Raw genomic sequence first — 16,320 nt, 5'->3', positions numbered from 1 at the left:
CTCTTGTTCTTTGGCGGACGTTCTCATGATGCAGTTGGTTTAATCAAACGATTGTCTATGCTCTACCCAAAGCAAAGAATTGTAACGTTTAATTATCGTTCTTATGGAAAAAGTGGAGGTACTGCAAACGAAAAAAATATTTTTAAAGATGGAGTGCAAGTAGCTAACGCTGTTCAAAAAAACTATGGAAATTTTTACATACTTGGCTTTTCTCTAGGGTCGAGTGTATCAGCATATGTTGCAAGTAAAGTCAAATGTTCAGGCGTATTTTTAGTTGGGTCTTTCGATACCATAGCATCTTTGGCACGAGAAAAATTTGTTGAAAGAAGTATTTTCCCTATGATAGATTTGAGTAATATATTTAGATATAAATTTGATAATAAAAAGCATGTTCAAGGTATTGATGCTCCGACGTATCTTTTTGTAAGTCGTGATGATGAAACTACATATATTCAAAATGCTAGAAAGTTAAAAGAGTGTATTAAAAATCTAATATTCTATAAAGAATATGATGACCTTTCTCATAAAGAGTTACTTTGGGATGAAAATGTAATTAAAAAAATTAATGGAGTGATGAAATGATGGAAGTAGGATTTTTTTTAAAGAAAACTCTCTCGTATTTTCTAGAACCTTTTGGTATGCTTATGTCCATATTTATTATCGGCTTGTATTTTTTATTTACTAAAAGAGAAGGTTTTTCAAAGATATTTCTGAGTTTTGGATTTATGCTGATGTTTTTATACTCTTATCCTCCTTCTTCTAATTTCCTAGTTGCAAATTTGGAAAATCAGTATCCTAAATATGACTATAAAACACATGTTAAATATATCCATGTATTGGGAAGTGCTCACAACACTGATAAAGAACAACCTTTATCTTCTCAAATTGGAAATGCAGGGATTAAAAGAAGTCTTGAAGGCATAATTATTCATTTAAAATGTAAAGATTCAAAAATAATATTTACTGGCTATGAAGGTAAAACCAATACGGCTAATGCTCAAATGAATACTGACTTAGCAATAGCTCTTGGTGTTAACAAAGATAATATTATTACTAATGCAAAGCCAAAAGATACAAGAGAAGAAGCAGAGTTTACCAAAACTATTGTAGGAAAAGAGCCTTTTATATTAGTAACTTCGGCGACACATATGCCAAGAGCTATGATGTTGTTTGAATCATTTGGCTTACATCCAATTCCAGCACCCACAAACTTTTATAAGAGTACATTTAAAAGTTATTTTAGATTGCCAAATGTAGAAAGTTTAAAAAACTCACAAATAGCAATGCATGAGTATATAGGAATTATATGGGGTGAATTAAAAGCTAGTATTTTACTTTAGTTTCGAATAAATCCATGCTCCAAAGGTAAGTAAAAGATATAGACCACCTATAAAATAAAGTTGTTCTACTTGCGTTGTATACTCATAGTATATGATAAGTACCATTCCACTAAAAAGTCCTATCATAGCAATTATAGTTATGCTAAGTGATGCATTAGTCTTTTTATATATACGAAAGTTAGCGTAAGCCATGAGTAATGATACAAGTAAAAATGTTACGCTACTAAATTCTAAGATAACTTTTAAATCGCCAATTAAAATTAATAAAAATGACAAAATGGACATAGTTACAATAGCGTAAATTGGGATGTTGTTTTTTCGTTTTGCTAAAAATGAAGGGAAGTAACCATCGTGTGCTATTACAGACATTTGTCTTGAAGCTCCAAATAATGTTCCACTAATAGCGCTACTTGTTGCAAGTAAAGCTCCAAGAATCACTAAGTCTGTACCCCAATGACCTAAAATTTTATCAGCTCCTGCTGCAAGTGCGTATTCTTGGTTTTGAATAATTGACTCAAAAGGTATAGCTAGTATCGCGCCTAGAGAAAGTACAAAGTAAATTATCATAGCAAGAGTCAAGGAAATATAAATAGACTTAGAAATATTAACATCGGGATCTTCCATCTCATTGACTGCGTTAATCACAAGTTGAAATCCTTCAAAGGCTACAAATGTAAGTGAAGCAACGATAAAAATCGAGATTATACTGGACTCAGAGTTATTCTCTATGAGAGTAGGGAGTGTTGTATTCGCATTGTTTATCAAAACAAAAGAAATAATGCTCAGTATAATGAGTTTTGTATAGACCATAAGGTCTTCAAGTTTTCCCATACCCTTAACACTCCAAATATTTACAAGTGTAAATATCAAAATGATTGAGCCGGCAACAAGTTTACGTATGGTGTCATTATCAGCAAAATCAAACCCACTGATCGCATAGGATGAAAAAGTATAAGCATAGAGAGACAAAGTACTTATATAGCCAAACATAACCCACCATCCAACAAGTGAAGCACTAAAGGGAGAGTTTGGGAAGGTCTTTTTAAAAAAAGAGTAGGTAGCACCTTCATCTTTATAATACACAGCGAGTTTAATGTAAGAATATACGGCTAAAAAAGCTAAACAACCACCAATGAGAAAAGCTAAGGGTGTGTATACCCCTATCATAGACACAGAGATACCTAAAACAGTAAATATTCCACCACCAATCATACCACCAAGGGCAATGGCAACTAACTCTAGAAGACCAAGATTCTTGTTTCGTTTTCTATGAATATTTTTGTTCAATGAATCGCCTTTTTTTGAAAGAGTAGATATAAAATCACGCTTATCCCCGCGCTTCCTAAAATCATAGCCATAATAACTATCTGATATCTTACTGCGATTAATGGACTTACACCAGATAAGATTTGACCTGTCATCATTCCTGGAAGAGAGACTAGCCCAACTGCTAGAAAAGTATTTACCTTAGGAATCAATGAAGTTTTAAAAGATACCTTTCTTGCTTGTTCATAAGAAGAAGTTTTTGACTCTGTCTCAAATCTCTCTGCTGCTATTGCAATGGCATTCATACAGTTGGCATAAATCATACCAGCAATGGGTACTACATACTTTGGTTCGTAAAATTGCGTTAAATCTAAAACGAATTCAATTACGATAATAAGGCTCAAAGTGCCACTAAGAGCAATAGAGACTAAGATACTAAAAAAAGTATGGATATTTTTGTTGTTTATATTTCTAAAGGCTATAAAACTAGACATGATAATCATAATGGAGATAATTAACAAACCAATATACCAATCATTGTTTTCAAAGATATATATTAAAATATATCCAATGACAAGTAATTGAACAATCATCCTGAGTGTGACATATATAATTTCAGTTTTATTATCTGCCCATTTATAGTAAAAATACCACACGATTGCTAAAGGTAATAATATATAAATGATGTTTTGGGCGGGTATGAGTTGCATTTAGTTTATTCCATTTTATATATAAGCGCCAATAAATTCTTTAAAAACCAACAACAACCCAGTAAACAAAACAGCACCTATAACAAGATAAAGTGCATACTTACAACGAACAATATTTAAAAAGTTTTGTATTCCAAAAGCTCTTATAGTCAAACTGAAACTTACAAATCCACCTACAGTACTTGCAAGTGCTAAACCACTCACTCCCATTGGTGAAATGAGTGATAATGCGATAACTATATATGTAGCTAAAGAGTAGGTTGCTATTACAGCAGCTTTACCTTGCATCTCTTTGGCAAATAGCCATAGTACAAAGAGTTTTTGTAAACCAAATGGAATGAGACCTATCATGTACATTTGAAGTACTGCGGTTGTGTTCGCTGTATCGGCACTTGTAAATGCGCCACGTTCAAAGAGAAGCCATGTAATCTCTTTAGCTAATACAATTCCACCTATAGTACTTGCTGTAAGTAAAAATGCTAAGAACCAAAAAGCTTTTGACATAAACTCTTTTGCTTTAGCTTCATCTTTATTCTTTATGTATCTAGCAACTCTTGGAAAAAGTGCTACTGCTGTAGCTATAGCAAAAAGAGCAAGGGGGAGTTGAAAGATACGGTTTGCATAGTAAAGGTAAGAGATAGAGCCTGTAACTAAAAACGAAGCTAAGAAGGTATCTAAAAAGGCACTCACTTGAGCAGTTGAATTTCCCCACATTGCTGGAAAAAACTGTTTGGTAAAGTTACTTGTATCTTTTTTGATGATTTTTGATTTAACTCTTAGGTATTTAAATCCACCAAGTAAAATCTTAGAGAGACCATATTTATATATAGCGAGTATATGTACAAAGAGTTGTAATATACCACCAACCACAACACCCCACGAAAGATAGTAAACTATTTCACCTTGAGTTTTGTCTTGTGAGAAGTATAAGGCTAAGATAAGAGATAAGTTCAGTAGGGCAGTAGAAAAAGCACTTGTAGCAAAATGGTGTTTGTACTGAAGCATAGTACTCAAAAATGTTACAGCAAAAATAAGTGGTAAATACCAAAAGTTTATGGCTACAAATGGCGCAGCTAGTTCTATCGTTTTTTTATCCAAACCTACTGCTATAGCTTGTGTGGCTAAAGAGGGTAGGAGATTTACAAGAAGTGTTAAAAAAAAGATGATGGATAAAAATACTATAAAGATATTTGCAGAGAATACACCCTTGTGTTTAGACTTAGCAAATGCAGGAATAAATACTTGTGTAAAAGCACCCTCAGCAAAGATACGACGAAAAAGATTTGGGAGTTTAAAAGCGATGAAAAATATGTCACTATATATGTTTGCACCAAGGACTGAGGCTGTTAAAAGGTCTCTGAAAAATCCTAGTATTCTTGATACTAAAATTCCAAAACTGTTGGTAAATATTGCTTTAAACATGGGCTTCTTTAAGTTAATAATATAAGTTTTACAAAATTTTAACAAAACTTAGGTTAAAATGTAGACTTTAAAAATTTAAATATTATTTTGGTGAATTACATATGGCATTATTTGGCTCGAGTGAAAAGACAACATCAACATCGTTATCTAAAAAAATTCGTCCTACAGTTATGCGAGTACAAAATGTAGCGAAAGAACTTTTAGCTATTGCCCAATCCAACAACGTAAAAGTTGACACTATTGATTTTAATATTTTAGAAATACAAACATACACTCGTATGAATGATGGTGTGAAAGAGACAGAATGGGAAGAAATCTCTAAAGATGAGATTTATGAACTTGATGATGCCAGTGCCTTACTAAATCCATATTTTCAAATGAAACAGATGTATGAAGTTGAATTTTTCACTAAAAAAGAAAATTCAACTTATGAAAATTTCAGATTAGCCATCGGTGCAAATGCTACCAAATGTAAAGTATATTTAAGCATTAAAGAGGGTTCTGAAATAACGTATAATGATAGACTTTCCAAAGAACTTGAGCTAATGATTAACAAGCACAAAGTCCGTGTTGGAATCTTAATCCATATATTTGATGAGATGCTCGGTGAAGCAATCTCGAAATTTATAGCACAGGTAAGAGTAGAAGAAACTATAAAGTATGATAAAAATGAGACAATTCTTATAGCTGAGTCCTACGAACCAACTTGGACAGTGAATGATAAGCTTATCATGCATTATGATAAAGAGGAAAAAACTGACGATCATCATAAGATAGACTATGCTTCGAGAGGTTTTATTAAAGCAGTTAAAAAGGACGAAATACTTATAGAGTATATAAAAGCACAAACTGGTAAACCTGGACGTAATTGTCGTGGCGAATTTATGGCTCCAAAAGAAGTTGAAGAAGTAAATCTACCAACTTTTACTGTAGATGAAACTATTAGAGAAGACGATACACAAAAATCGATTAAATATATTGCAAATGAAAATGGTTATATCTCTTTTGAAAATAATGTATATGCTATTAAAACTGAAGTGGATATGGGTGAAATTAGTTTTAAAACAACTGGAAACATTACTTCTGGACTAGATTCGGATGTAAATATAAATGTGTCAGAAAAAGATGTAATAAAAGATGCCATTGGAATGGGAATGGAAGTTGAGGTTACCGAGATAGAAATTGAGGGTAACGTAGGTTCTAATGCAAAGTTACGAGCGATTAAAGCAAGTATTAGTGGTCAAACTCATAAAACAGCTGAAATAAGAGCAGATAAGTTAAAAATTAATGTACACAAAGGTAGCGCGTATGGAAAGCAAATTCATATTACGAGACTAGAACATGGTATTGTTGATGGAGATATTGTTAACGTATCTCAAGCACTTGGTGGAGAGATTAGAGCAAAAGAGATAAGCATTGAAATATGTGCTTCTCACGTCAAAGCAACAGCTTCAAAATTTATAGAAATAGCTAAGCTCCAAGGAAGTGAAAATACATTTACCATTGACCCATTGTTAAAGAAGTCAGCCAAAGCAGGTTTGGATGAAAATAAAGATGAAATTAAAAACTTAAAATTTGAAGTTCAAAGTACTAGAAAAGATGTTGAAAAATATACTGACTTAATAAAAGGTGGTACAGCTTCTTTTAACGATATTAAAAAAAGACTTATTTATTACAAAAAAAATGCTATAAAAATGCCTGATAGTTTTGTGAGAAAATATAAACAATTTCAAAAAATGCAAGAACATCTCAAATCACTTGAAGGTGCCCTTAAATTTAAAAAGGGTGAATTAGAAATTTTAAGAAGTAAAACTTCAATATTTCAGGATAATATTATGGACGCGCGTATTATTAATAGAGATAGATGGGTTGGCTACAATGAACTCATTTTTAAAATGATTGAACCAACAGTTGATCTGAGTTATAAGCCAAAAGAAGGTTCAGCAGGTAAAGTATTTGGTCTTGTTAAAGTAGATGAAGGCGAGTTCGAAATACAGGTTTTAGACGATTGATAGTTGGTCTAAATGGTACGCTAAAGTATAAAGAACCAGCTTTTGTTCATATTGAAGTAAGTGGAGTAGTCTATGAAGTTTTTATATCGCTTCAAACATTTTCTGCCATAGAAAACGATAAAGTGAGTTTGTATATAACGCAGATTATTCGTGAGGATGCACAGCTTCTTTTTGGGTTTTTAGAGATGAGTGAAAAGAAAATGTTTCAAAGACTCATAAAAATTAATGGAGTAGGACCAAAGGTCGCAATGGCGATTTGTTCTACATATACGCCAGCTCAGTTTGCAGTAGTCATAAACAACAAAGACATGAATGGAGTTAAGAAAGTTCCAGGAATAGGTCCCAAGAGTGCAGGACGTATTTTGGTTGAACTAGCTGGTTTTGATATTGAACTTGTTGGGTCAACTGAAGCTCCTGTCTCTCAAGCCTTTGCACAAGCGAGTGAGGCGTTGGAATCACTCGGCTTTACAAAAGCAAAAACATCAAAAGCTCTTAGCTCATGTAGTGGTAAAGATACCGCTTCATTGGTCAAAGAAGCTTTGAAATTATTACAAACAATCTAGTCTCAAGCTTACGCTTGTAGCTTTAGTGCAAGGAATTTGAAAGGGACTTGTCCATTTCAAAGGAAACAAACAACTTATATAAGGAAATATATTGAAATTAACTATTTTATTTGGGGGTGCAAGTTTTGAGCACGAAATTAGTATTGTAAGTGCTATTACGCTCAAAGCTAAGCTTCAAAATTTTGATTTAAGTTTTATCTTTTGTGATCAAGATCATTCATTTTATTCTATTGACACATCAAAAATGAAAGCAACAACTTTCTCAAAAGGCGAGCATAAAAAGATGCCTCGCCTTAGTATAAGTAATGGTGCATTTCTAGAAAAAAAGATGTTCTCCACTGTAGAACATAAGGGGACAGTATTAAACCTTATCCATGGAGCTGATGGTGAAGATGGAACTATTGCATCACTGCTTGATTTCTTTTCTATAAAATACATTGGACCACGGGTAAATGCAAGTGTATTTTCTTATGATAAAAAATATACAAAATGGCTTTGTGAAGCAAAAAAAATTAAAAGTGTTGCTTATGAAATGTTTTGCTCAAATGAACATAAAAATATAGATATGTCTTATCCTGTAATAGTAAAACCAGCAAGTTTAGGAAGCTCTATAGGAGTAAGTATAGTTAAAGATGAAAGTGAACTTGATTACGCTTTAGATGTAGCCTATGAGTATGATAAATCTATTTTAGTGGAGCCATTTATAGAAGATGTAAAAGAGTATAACCTTGCTGGATATATGGCGAATGGGAAAATTGTATATTCTATTGTCGAAGAACCTCAAAAAGAAGAATTTCTAGATTTTGAAAAAAAATATATGGATTTTTCAAGAAGTGAACAAGTTTTAAAAGCGGACATCTCTGAAGAGTTAGAACTAAAACTAAGAAATACTTTTGATAAAGTATATAAAAATATGTTTGAAGGTGCACTTATCCGATGTGACTTTTTTGTTGTAAATGGTGAAGTACTTTTAAATGAAATTAATCCTATTCCTGGATCTATGGCGAATTATCTTTTTGAAGATTTTGAAGGTGGCTTAGAAGCTCTTGCCTCTTCATTACCTCATGGTAAACGTGCATCCGTGAACTATGAATACATTCATTCTATTTCATCCGCAAAAGGTAAATAGTAATGGCTGTTAAATCACTTCAATATAAGCAAAATACTTTTGATATTAGCTATGAAGTTGTAAATCCAGAGGCAAAAGTAGATTTAATTGTTCTTCATGGATGGGGTTCAAATAAGAACCTTATGAAACAATCCTTTGCCCCTCATATGAGAGGGTTCCGTCATATCTATATAGATCTTCCTGGATTTGGAAAAAGTACATGTTGTTTAGCTCTTACTACTGCTGATATAGCAAGAATTGTTGAGATGTTTATGGTACTTATAAATGCTTCAAAAGATGTAATATTAGGACACTCTTTTGGTGGGAAGGTAGCACTTTTACTTGATCCTAAAGTACTCGTTCTTGTAGCAAGTGCAGGAATATACATCAATAAACCTATAAAAATTAAACTAAAAATCGCACTTTTTAAACTAGTGAAAATTTTTGGATTTGCAAAATTACGTTCTTTTTTTGTTGCTAAAGATGCACAGAAATTAAGTGAACCAATGTATCAAACTTTTAAAAATGTAGTAGATGAAAACTTTTCTGATAAATTTGCAGATTATGCAGGAAAAGCACTTATATGTTGGGGCAGAGAGGATACCGCGACACCTTTGTTCGCGGGTGAAAAAATTCATTCTCTTATAAAAGATTCTCGAATGAAAGTATATGATGGTGATCATTATTTCTTTTTAAAGCAATCAGGTGTAGTAGCTAAAGAGGTAGAAAGTACTTTTTTAGAAACTTTGGGTAACTAACTATGGATAACTATGAGATACTCGTTGCTTTTGTTACGAATGCATTACTTGTAACACTTCTAGGTTGGTACTTAATTACAAACCTGCAATGGTACGACTATAAACTTTCACGTGTTATTTTAAAACATCATAAAGCACATTGGCATGTACTCTACTTTATTATCCCTTTTATTGCGTACCATACAACGGGACAGTACTTTATAATCTTTTTTTATTTTGCAGTTGTTCCCTCTATACTTATTTGGTATAAAAAGCTTGATAAAAAACTTGTTTTGACATGGCGTGTTAAAAGATTTTTGATCCTTGTTATCTCTTTAGTTCTTTTTCAAAATGTTCTTTGTACTTTAAAGGATGCATGTGAAACATATGGTGTATTTATGCCTTTAGCACTTGCTTACATTGGTAGTACTATGATGGAAAAATTTCTTTTTCTTACGTATAAAAAAGAAGCAAAGAAGAAACTCTCAGAGATGAAAGACTTACAAATTGTAGCAATTACAGGTAGCTACGGAAAAACAAGTATCAAAAATTTTGTAGCACAGATTTTAAGTAAAAAGTTTAATGTGTATGCAACGCCAAGAAGTGTAAATACACTTGGTGGAATTATGGGTGATGTAAATAACTCTTTACCCGAAGATACAGAGATTTATGTATGTGAAGCAGGAGCACGAGAGCGTGGAGATATTTATGACATCACTACTTTTGTGGAACCTCAAACAGTTGTAGTTGGAAAAGTCGGCGCGGCACATATAGAGTACTTTAAATCCTTACAAAATATCATCGCAACAAAGTTAGAAATTATGCAGTCTCCAAAGTTAGAAAAGGCTTTTATTCATACTTCTGTAACAGATGAACCTCATGACAAAGTTACTTTTTTTGGAAATGACATTTCCAATATAGAGGCTACTCTTAAGGGAATAGATTTTGATTTAGAACTTAATGGTGAAGTCCTTAAACTTCATACTGATATATTAGGCGAATTTCAAACGATGAATATTGCTGTAGCTGCAAGAATTGCAAATAGCTTCGGTATGAGTAATGAAGAAATCATTAAAGCTGTTTCAAGATTAGAACCAGTAGAACATAGACTACAGATGATAAAAGCTGGCGGAAAAATCATTTTAGATGATGGTTACAATGGAAACATCGATGGAATGCTTGAAGGTGTAAGACTTTGTTCTTTACATGAGGGTAGAAAAGTTATAGTTACTCCTGGCCTTGTTGAGAGTAGTGATGAGCTAAACTTAAAACTAATAGATGCAATCAACGAAGTATTTGATATTGTGATTGTAACAGGCGCACTTAATGCACAGCTTTTTGAGAAAAACCTAAAAGTACATAACAAAATCATGCTAGCAAATAAAGCGGTACTTACAGAAGTACTAGGAAGTCAAACCAGGGCAGGAGATATTATTCTTTTTGCGAATGATGCTCCTAATTTTATATAAGTTCAAATCTATAAAATGATAGATAAACTCATAAAATACCTAGGCTACTTTACCGCTATTATAGTAGCAGTATTGGTACTCTTAGTAGTGTACGATGCAACTGCCCGCTATCTTTTTTCAACTGGTTCTATTGCGCTTCAAGAGTTAGAGTGGCATCTTTTTGATGTTATCATTCTTTTTGGAATTGCCTATACTTTAAGAGAAAATGCACATGTTCGTGTAGATATATTTTACGCTTCTTATAGCCAAAAAACTAAAGCACTTTTAAACATTATCTCTTCACTTTTTTTCATTCTTCCTTTTTCTGTTTTGATTATATATATAGGTATTGACTTTGTTGCAATGAGTTTTACTCAAAATGAAGCGTCTTCAAATCCCGGTGGTTTAGAGTATCGCTATTTGGTAAAAGCTCTTCTTCCTTTATCTTTTTTATTTTTATCACTTCAAGCTTTGAGTGATGCTAAAACAAACTTCACCACTTGGAAATCATTATGATAGCCTTGTTTATGTTTGCTGTGGTTTTAGTTCTTCTTCTTGTTGGGATTCCTGTTGCTTTTGTATTTGGAACTGTTTCTATTGCTTTTGCATTTTTGATTCCTGAGCTTGGGTTTGAAGTTTTTGAAGTGCTTCCTTTTAGAATATTTGGAATTATGTCAAACACTACTCTTATGGCTGTTCCTCTTTTTATAGCGATGGGTTTAGTCTTAGAAAAATCAAAAATGGCAGAACGGCTTTTGATTTCGATGAGTGCACTTTTTCGTAATGTGAGAGGTGGTCTAGCAGTAAGTGTAGTTCTGGTTGGTGCAATGCTAGCGGCCTCAACAGGAATAGCTTCTGCAACTGTTGTAATGATGAGTGTTATTGCACTTCCCTTAATGTTAAAAGCTGGCTACGATAAAAGTTTGGCATCAGGAACAGTAGCAGCGAGTGGAACACTTGGGTTAATTATTCCACCTTCAATTATTTTAATTATTCTCGGTGATGTCATGAGTGTGAGTGTTGGAGATTTATTTAAAGCTGCTGTTTTACCTGGACTTGTATTGGTTGGTTTATATATAGCTTATATTTTGATAACAGCCTATCTAAACCCAAATGTAGCTCCAATTGCTAAAGATATTAAAGATGTGAGTATGAAAGAAATTCTTATTTCTATAGTACCTCCCTTACTTCTTATGCTCTGTGTATTAGGAAGTATTTTTGCTGGGATTGCATCACCCACTGAATCGGCCGCTTTTGGAGTTGTGGGTGGATTGTTATTGTCTTCTTTAAATAAGTCACTTTCATTTGAGATGGTAAAGTATGTAACGCAAGAGACGGTGAAATTAAGTGGAATGATTTTCATGATTCTAATTGGTGCGACTGCATTTTCACTTGTCTTTAATGAACTTGGTGGAAGTGATTTAATCCTAGAATTTTTCAGCGAAGATATTGGTAATGTTTGGATGTTTATAGGAATTGCTATGTTGAGTATATTTATACTTGGTTTTTTTATAGATTTTATAGAAATTTCATTTATAATCGTTCCAATTTTAGTTCCAGTAATGAATGCTTTTGGGATAGATCCTCTCTGGTTTGCAGTGTTGATTGCGCTAAATCTTCAAGCATCCTTTTTAACGCCACCATTTGGTTTGTCTCTCTTTTTCTTAAAGGGTGCAGCTGGAGATACGATAAAAACACTTGAAATCTATAAAGGGATTGTTCCTTTTATATTTTTACAGCTTTTGGCTCTTGGACTTGTTGTACTTTTTCCAGACTTAGTATTTGCATTTTTATAATTGGAATTCTCATAATGAAATAAGGTATACTTCTAAAAACTTAATACAAGGAATAAATATATGAAATCTCTACTAATACTAGGCTTAGTATTTACTTTTTCTACTGCGGATTATATAAGCAAAAAATCTTTAGCTTGTACAAGCATGCAGGCAATAAAACAAGCGCCAAGAAGCGAAGGGGAAAGTGGATTAGATATAACATTATATGCTATTGCACATGATTGTGTAATAATTTCTAAAAAAGATAAAATCACAGTTGTAGATTATGAACTCGGATCGAAGGCTCTATTTCAGTCTATTATATATAAAAAAACTGGACAAAAACTATATATTATGAGAAACAACCTAGTTATTGAACAAGCTGGAAAAAATAATATTTTTAAGTTTTAGTTAGAAGTTAGCCATTAGTATTTAAGGTACTTGAATACTTGTATAAGATAAGAAAATATTGACTATAGTTTAATTTTATACTAAATTAATGTCAATAATGCTATTTTAAATAATATATATATAGCTTCTTTCATTATATTAGTGTGATATAATTGTTATATACGAAATATTAATGAGGTTTGGTAATGGTAGAATCAAATAAAACAAATGTAATTAAGCCCATAATTATTGCAACGGTAGCTATGCTATCACTTTTGTTTTTTTACATTCCATATATTACCGATAAGAATTCGATTGAAACTGTTACGGCAAATAGTCTCAATTCTGTTAAACAGATTAAATTAACGAGAGAATATTATGTTGAAAATGTCGTAGAAGATATAAAAAAATATGCTCCCGATAAAATCAAGTTTAGTTATGAGCATCAGGGTGTTAATGGGGTTATACCTTTACCTACTACTACAATTCATGATTTAAGTAAAATTTTTAGTGAGAATACAGGGATACAGTATAATCTTTACAGTGATTATCCATTTAATAATAGAAAAGAAAGGGTCTTAACTGAGTACCAAAAAGAGGCTTTACTATATTCTAGTCAGAATCCCGAAGGGATTTATATAAAAAGAGACAGTATTGATGGAAAAGAAGTTTTAAGAGTAGCTGTGACAGACTATATGACGCAAGACTCCTGTGTTAAGTGTCACAATACACACCCTGAAAGAACTTGGGAGAAAAATAAATGGAAACTAGGAGATAAGAGAGGGGTTATAGAAGTTATTACACCCTTAGATAAAGAGATCGCTGCAAACAACTTAGTGAAGTACTCTATTTTAGCACTTATATCTCTTGCAATAGTTTTTTTACTAGGATACTTCTTTTTTATATTTTTTAGACGAGAAAAGGTACTTGAACAAACAATTGATGATACAAATGTAGCACTGGAAAATGAGATAGAGGTGTCAGATACTCAAAGGTCTCTTCTTGAAGAACATAAAAAAGCTATTGATTTATCTGCGATAGTTTCAAAAACTGATATTGATGGCAAAATCAGTTATGTAAATGATAAATTTTGTAAAATAACTGGCTATAAAAGGGAAGAGGTTTTAGGAAAAACACATGCCATTATAAATCATGAAACTAATCCCAGAAAAGAGTTTAAAAAATTATGGAATATTATATTATCTAAAAGAGTTTATAAGGGCACGCTTAAAAACTCTTCAAAAAATGGAACAGATTACTATATTGATATTACAATTGTACCAATACTAGATAAAAAAGATAATATATTGGAGTTTTTAGCCCTAAGTTATGATGTTACGGAACATGTTCAGGCTTTAAATTATGCGTACACAGACCAACTCACAGGTATTGCCAATAGACATAAATTTGAAGAAGTATTTATATATCAATTAAAACAAGTAAAAAGAACAAAAAAATCTTTTTGTCTTGCTATTTTAGATATTGATTATTTTAAGAAAGTGAATGATACCTTTGGTCATCTTGAGGGAGATAAGGTTCTTGGTAGTATAGTAAATAGTATTTTAATGGATATAAGAGAGACTGATGCTTTTGCTAGATGGGGAGGGGAAGAGTTTATTATACTTTTTGATAATGCTGACATTGCAAATGCAGAAAGAGCTTGTGAGAAATTTCGACTAATTATTGAAAATCTTGATTTAGGAATAGTAGGAAATGTAACTGCTAGCTTCGGAGTTACACAGTATAAAGAAAATGATCTTTTAGATGAGATGATACAAAGAGCAGATACAGCACTTTATAAAGCAAAAGACAGTGGACGAAACTGTGTACAAGTTAACTAAAAGTTAGTAACCAATAAACTCACTCTCTATGTAGTTTATGGCTTCTTTAAGAGCTTGCAAGGCAGTGGTATTGTCTTTATCTAAGTTCTCTGTTGCAATGATCTTTATTTTCTCTAGGTAAAATTTCAGTTTTTCTTCTTCACTCATCTATAAATCGATTGCACACTTCTTCAGTGTTTCTAAGTCTACAAGTTTAAGTATGTTTTTATGTGTAGAGTGTATAAAGATTTTTACATCAACACCTTCACTTAATGCTCTTAAAAAACTAGGACCATTTAAACACCAACTCTGGCCAGTTTTGACTCCAGGGAAATTATACTGAGGCATTGGTGTAGATAAATCATTTCCTGCTTTTTTAGAATATGCTAAAAATTCTTCTGTTGCGTAAATACATACTGTATGAACACCTTCATCTTTTGGTCCACATTGACATGAACCTGTACGAAAATAACCTGTCATTGGGTCAAGGCTACATGGTTCTAAAATACCGCCAACTGCATTAAGCTCTGTCATTTCTTTCATTGTATAGTGTACCTTTAAATTTTTCTATGATTTTAACCAATAGCGTTTAACTTAAAATAAATATATACTTAGCACGCTAAAATCAAGAAAAAATATAAGGCTATATATATGAATACTATTTCAAAGAACGATGCAATAAAAGGTGCTTTTTATGGAGCTATAGTTGGAGATGCCCTATGTTTAGGTTCTCACTATGAATATGATGCTCAAAAAATTTACGCAGCATATGGAAATAAGCCTATAGAAAAGTTTATGTCTCCTGGTGAAATGATGGGTGGATCAACACACGGAATAGGTTGGGGCGAGAGAAATTATCATCCTGGGAAGAAAGCAGGAGGTACTACAGACTATGGCGATTACAATATTTTAGTTTTAGAACATCTTGCACAAATTGCCGAACCTGCCAGAGCTTTTGAAGTTCAAGCTATTCTTCCTCATTGGATGAATAGATTTGAAAATAATTGGGGTTCATGGATTTGTACTATGACTAAAGAGACGTATGCTCAAGTAAAAGAGGGTCGTCCTGTTACAAGTATTGGTGGTATTTCAAATGCAATGGCAATTCGTCATGTTGCCGGACATGCATACTACGAAAGCGAAGAAGAGATAGCAGACTTAGCTAGAAAAACAATGTTTACACATAGAAGTGAAGAAGCGCTTAGTGGCGGAGAGTTCTTTGCTCGTGTTACGCATAGAGTGATTAACGGAGAACATCCTCGTGACGCGATTCAAAACGTTGCTGTACATATGAGTGAGTTTATTCAAGGTAAAGTTGCTCAAGCTATTGCAAAGGTTACTGAAGTAGAAGATGAAAACTCAGCACTTTCAAAAGAAAAGTTTGCTGATGATTTAGCTGTTACTTCTATGGCACGACTTTGGGACATTGGAAGAAGTGAACCTATACGTGTTGGTAAAGCAAGCCCGACTGAAGGAACGCTTCCATCTTCAGTATATTTTATACTTAAATATGTAGATAAAGAAGATGGACTAAATAGGGCAATACAAGCAAATGCAATGGTAGGTGGAGACAATGCGTCTCGTTCTATTGCAATTGGTATGGTTCTTGGTGCATATAGCGGAGTAAACGCGATTCGAAAAGATTGGTTAGAGAGTTTAGAACAGTATGAATACTGTGAAAATTTACTCTCGAAGTTACCATTGTTGAAAAGCTAATTAATTAGCTTTT

17 protein-coding genes are annotated in these 16,320 nt (G+C 32.8%); 12 read left to right on the top strand and 5 right to left on the bottom strand.

The features are described from left to right. Window positions 1-582, top strand: a 582-nt coding sequence (locus ACI9TV_RS07835; RefSeq protein WP_415250222.1) for an alpha/beta hydrolase, incomplete at its 5' end; no start/stop codon positions are given. Continuing rightward, window positions 579-1,340 (top strand): ElyC/SanA/YdcF family protein, encoded by a 762-nt coding sequence (locus tag ACI9TV_RS07830; RefSeq protein WP_415250221.1) that lies wholly within the window; start codon window positions 579-581, stop codon window positions 1,338-1,340. The genes ACI9TV_RS07835 and ACI9TV_RS07830, both read left to right, overlap by 4 nt. Here the strand turns inward: ACI9TV_RS07830 and ACI9TV_RS07825 are convergent. From ACI9TV_RS07825 to murJ, 3 genes are read right to left on the bottom strand one after another with little or no spacing between them, the layout of a single operon-like run. Then, window positions 1,332-2,627: an APC family permease gene (locus ACI9TV_RS07825; RefSeq protein ID WP_415250220.1), complete on the bottom strand. Its 1,296-nt coding sequence runs from the start codon at window positions 2,625-2,627 to the stop codon at window positions 1,332-1,334. The genes ACI9TV_RS07830 and ACI9TV_RS07825 overlap by 9 nt on opposite strands. Continuing rightward, window positions 2,624-3,316 carry an ABC transporter permease gene (locus ACI9TV_RS07820; RefSeq protein WP_415250219.1) on the bottom strand — a complete coding sequence of 231 codons (693 nt, stop codon included), beginning with the start codon at window positions 3,314-3,316 and terminating at the stop codon, window positions 2,624-2,626. Before ACI9TV_RS07820 ends, ACI9TV_RS07825 begins: the two co-directional genes overlap by 4 nt. Before the next feature lie 15 nt (window positions 3,317-3,331). Further along, window positions 3,332-4,738 carry a murein biosynthesis integral membrane protein MurJ gene (murJ, locus tag ACI9TV_RS07815; protein ID WP_415250218.1) on the bottom strand — a complete coding sequence of 469 codons (1,407 nt, stop codon included), beginning with the start codon at window positions 4,736-4,738 and terminating at the stop codon, window positions 3,332-3,334. A gap of 101 nt (window positions 4,739-4,839) precedes the next feature. Between murJ and ACI9TV_RS07810 the strand changes: the two genes are divergently transcribed. The 9 genes from ACI9TV_RS07810 (at window position 4,840) to ACI9TV_RS07770 (ending at window position 14,612) form a co-directional block, all read left to right on the top strand. Beyond that, complete coding sequence (locus ACI9TV_RS07810) at window positions 4,840-6,750, top strand: flagellar assembly protein A (RefSeq protein ID WP_415250217.1); 1,911 nt, start codon at window positions 4,840-4,842, stop codon at window positions 6,748-6,750. Next, window positions 6,747-7,313 carry a Holliday junction branch migration protein RuvA gene (gene ruvA / locus ACI9TV_RS07805; protein ID WP_415250216.1) on the top strand — a complete coding sequence of 189 codons (567 nt, stop codon included), beginning with the start codon at window positions 6,747-6,749 and terminating at the stop codon, window positions 7,311-7,313. The genes ACI9TV_RS07810 and ruvA overlap by 4 nt, the downstream gene beginning before the upstream one ends. 91 nt (window positions 7,314-7,404) lie before the next feature. Beyond that, window positions 7,405-8,442 (top strand): D-alanine--D-alanine ligase, encoded by a 1,038-nt coding sequence (locus tag ACI9TV_RS07800; RefSeq protein WP_415250215.1) that lies wholly within the window; start codon window positions 7,405-7,407, stop codon window positions 8,440-8,442. Between the two features lie 2 nt (window positions 8,443-8,444). Continuing rightward, complete coding sequence (locus ACI9TV_RS07795) at window positions 8,445-9,179, top strand: alpha/beta fold hydrolase (protein WP_415250214.1); 735 nt, start codon at window positions 8,445-8,447, stop codon at window positions 9,177-9,179. A 2-nt stretch (window positions 9,180-9,181) separates the two neighbouring features. Continuing rightward, window positions 9,182-10,627, top strand: a complete 1,446-nt coding sequence (locus ACI9TV_RS07790) for a Mur ligase family protein (RefSeq protein ID WP_415250213.1) — start codon at window positions 9,182-9,184, stop codon at window positions 10,625-10,627. Between the two features lie 15 nt (window positions 10,628-10,642). Beyond that, entirely contained in the window at window positions 10,643-11,122 is a 480-nt protein-coding gene (locus tag ACI9TV_RS07785; RefSeq protein ID WP_415250212.1) for a TRAP transporter small permease subunit, read from the top strand. After that, window positions 11,119-12,402: a TRAP transporter large permease gene (locus tag ACI9TV_RS07780; RefSeq protein WP_415250211.1), complete on the top strand. Its 1,284-nt coding sequence runs from the start codon at window positions 11,119-11,121 to the stop codon at window positions 12,400-12,402. The genes ACI9TV_RS07785 and ACI9TV_RS07780 overlap by 4 nt, the downstream gene beginning before the upstream one ends. Window positions 12,403-12,462: 60 nt before the next feature. After that, window positions 12,463-12,792: a hypothetical protein gene (locus ACI9TV_RS07775; RefSeq protein ID WP_415250210.1), complete on the top strand. Its 330-nt coding sequence runs from the start codon at window positions 12,463-12,465 to the stop codon at window positions 12,790-12,792. Between the two features lie 185 nt (window positions 12,793-12,977). Further along, complete coding sequence (locus tag ACI9TV_RS07770) at window positions 12,978-14,612, top strand: diguanylate cyclase (protein WP_415250209.1); 1,635 nt, start codon at window positions 12,978-12,980, stop codon at window positions 14,610-14,612. 3 nt (window positions 14,613-14,615) lie between these two features. Here the strand turns inward: ACI9TV_RS07770 and ACI9TV_RS07765 are convergent, their stop codons facing one another. Continuing rightward, a complete protein-coding gene (locus ACI9TV_RS07765; RefSeq protein WP_415250208.1) occupies window positions 14,616-14,759 on the bottom strand; it encodes a hypothetical protein in 144 nt (47 codons plus the stop codon). Then, window positions 14,760-15,134 (bottom strand): DUF2237 family protein, encoded by a 375-nt coding sequence (locus ACI9TV_RS07760; RefSeq protein WP_415250207.1) that lies wholly within the window; start codon window positions 15,132-15,134, stop codon window positions 14,760-14,762. Window positions 15,135-15,242: 108 nt separating this feature from the next. Here ACI9TV_RS07760 and ACI9TV_RS07755 point away from each other — a divergent pair, with 108 nt between their 5' ends. Further along, window positions 15,243-16,307: an ADP-ribosylglycohydrolase family protein gene (locus ACI9TV_RS07755; protein ID WP_415250206.1), complete on the top strand. Its 1,065-nt coding sequence runs from the start codon at window positions 15,243-15,245 to the stop codon at window positions 16,305-16,307. The last annotated feature ends 13 nt before the right edge of the window (window positions 16,308-16,320 follow it).

Origin of the sequence: Sulfurimonas sp., assembly GCF_047622445.1 — a bacterium.
Taxonomy (GTDB): Bacteria; Campylobacterota; Campylobacteria; order Campylobacterales; family Sulfurimonadaceae; genus Sulfurimonas.
This window is presented reverse-complemented; position numbering and strand designations above follow the sequence as displayed.

What these genes read in the sequence shown, in the direction of transcription:
- ACI9TV_RS07830 (WP_415250221.1), top strand. Translation starts at nt 579, where the DNA reads ATGATGGAAGTAGGATTTTTTTTAAAGAAAACTCTCTCGTATTTTCTA.
- ACI9TV_RS07820 (WP_415250219.1), bottom strand. Translation starts at nt 3,316, where the DNA reads ATGCAACTCATACCCGCCCAAAACATCATTTATATATTATTACCTTTA.
- murJ (WP_415250218.1), bottom strand. Translation starts at nt 4,738, where the DNA reads ATGTTTAAAGCAATATTTACCAACAGTTTTGGAATTTTAGTATCAAGA.
- ACI9TV_RS07810 (WP_415250217.1), top strand. Translation starts at nt 4,840, where the DNA reads ATGGCATTATTTGGCTCGAGTGAAAAGACAACATCAACATCGTTATCT.
- ACI9TV_RS07795 (WP_415250214.1), top strand. Translation starts at nt 8,445, where the DNA reads ATGGCTGTTAAATCACTTCAATATAAGCAAAATACTTTTGATATTAGC.
- ACI9TV_RS07790 (WP_415250213.1), top strand. Translation starts at nt 9,182, where the DNA reads ATGGATAACTATGAGATACTCGTTGCTTTTGTTACGAATGCATTACTT.
- ACI9TV_RS07785 (WP_415250212.1), top strand. Translation starts at nt 10,643, where the DNA reads ATGATAGATAAACTCATAAAATACCTAGGCTACTTTACCGCTATTATA.
- ACI9TV_RS07780 (WP_415250211.1), top strand. Translation starts at nt 11,119, where the DNA reads ATGATAGCCTTGTTTATGTTTGCTGTGGTTTTAGTTCTTCTTCTTGTT.
- ACI9TV_RS07775 (WP_415250210.1), top strand. Translation starts at nt 12,463, where the DNA reads ATGAAATCTCTACTAATACTAGGCTTAGTATTTACTTTTTCTACTGCG.
- ACI9TV_RS07770 (WP_415250209.1), top strand. Translation starts at nt 12,978, where the DNA reads ATGGTAGAATCAAATAAAACAAATGTAATTAAGCCCATAATTATTGCA.
- ACI9TV_RS07765 (WP_415250208.1), bottom strand. Translation starts at nt 14,759, where the DNA reads ATGAGTGAAGAAGAAAAACTGAAATTTTACCTAGAGAAAATAAAGATC.
- ACI9TV_RS07760 (WP_415250207.1), bottom strand. Translation starts at nt 15,134, where the DNA reads ATGAAAGAAATGACAGAGCTTAATGCAGTTGGCGGTATTTTAGAACCA.
- ACI9TV_RS07755 (WP_415250206.1), top strand. Translation starts at nt 15,243, where the DNA reads ATGAATACTATTTCAAAGAACGATGCAATAAAAGGTGCTTTTTATGGA.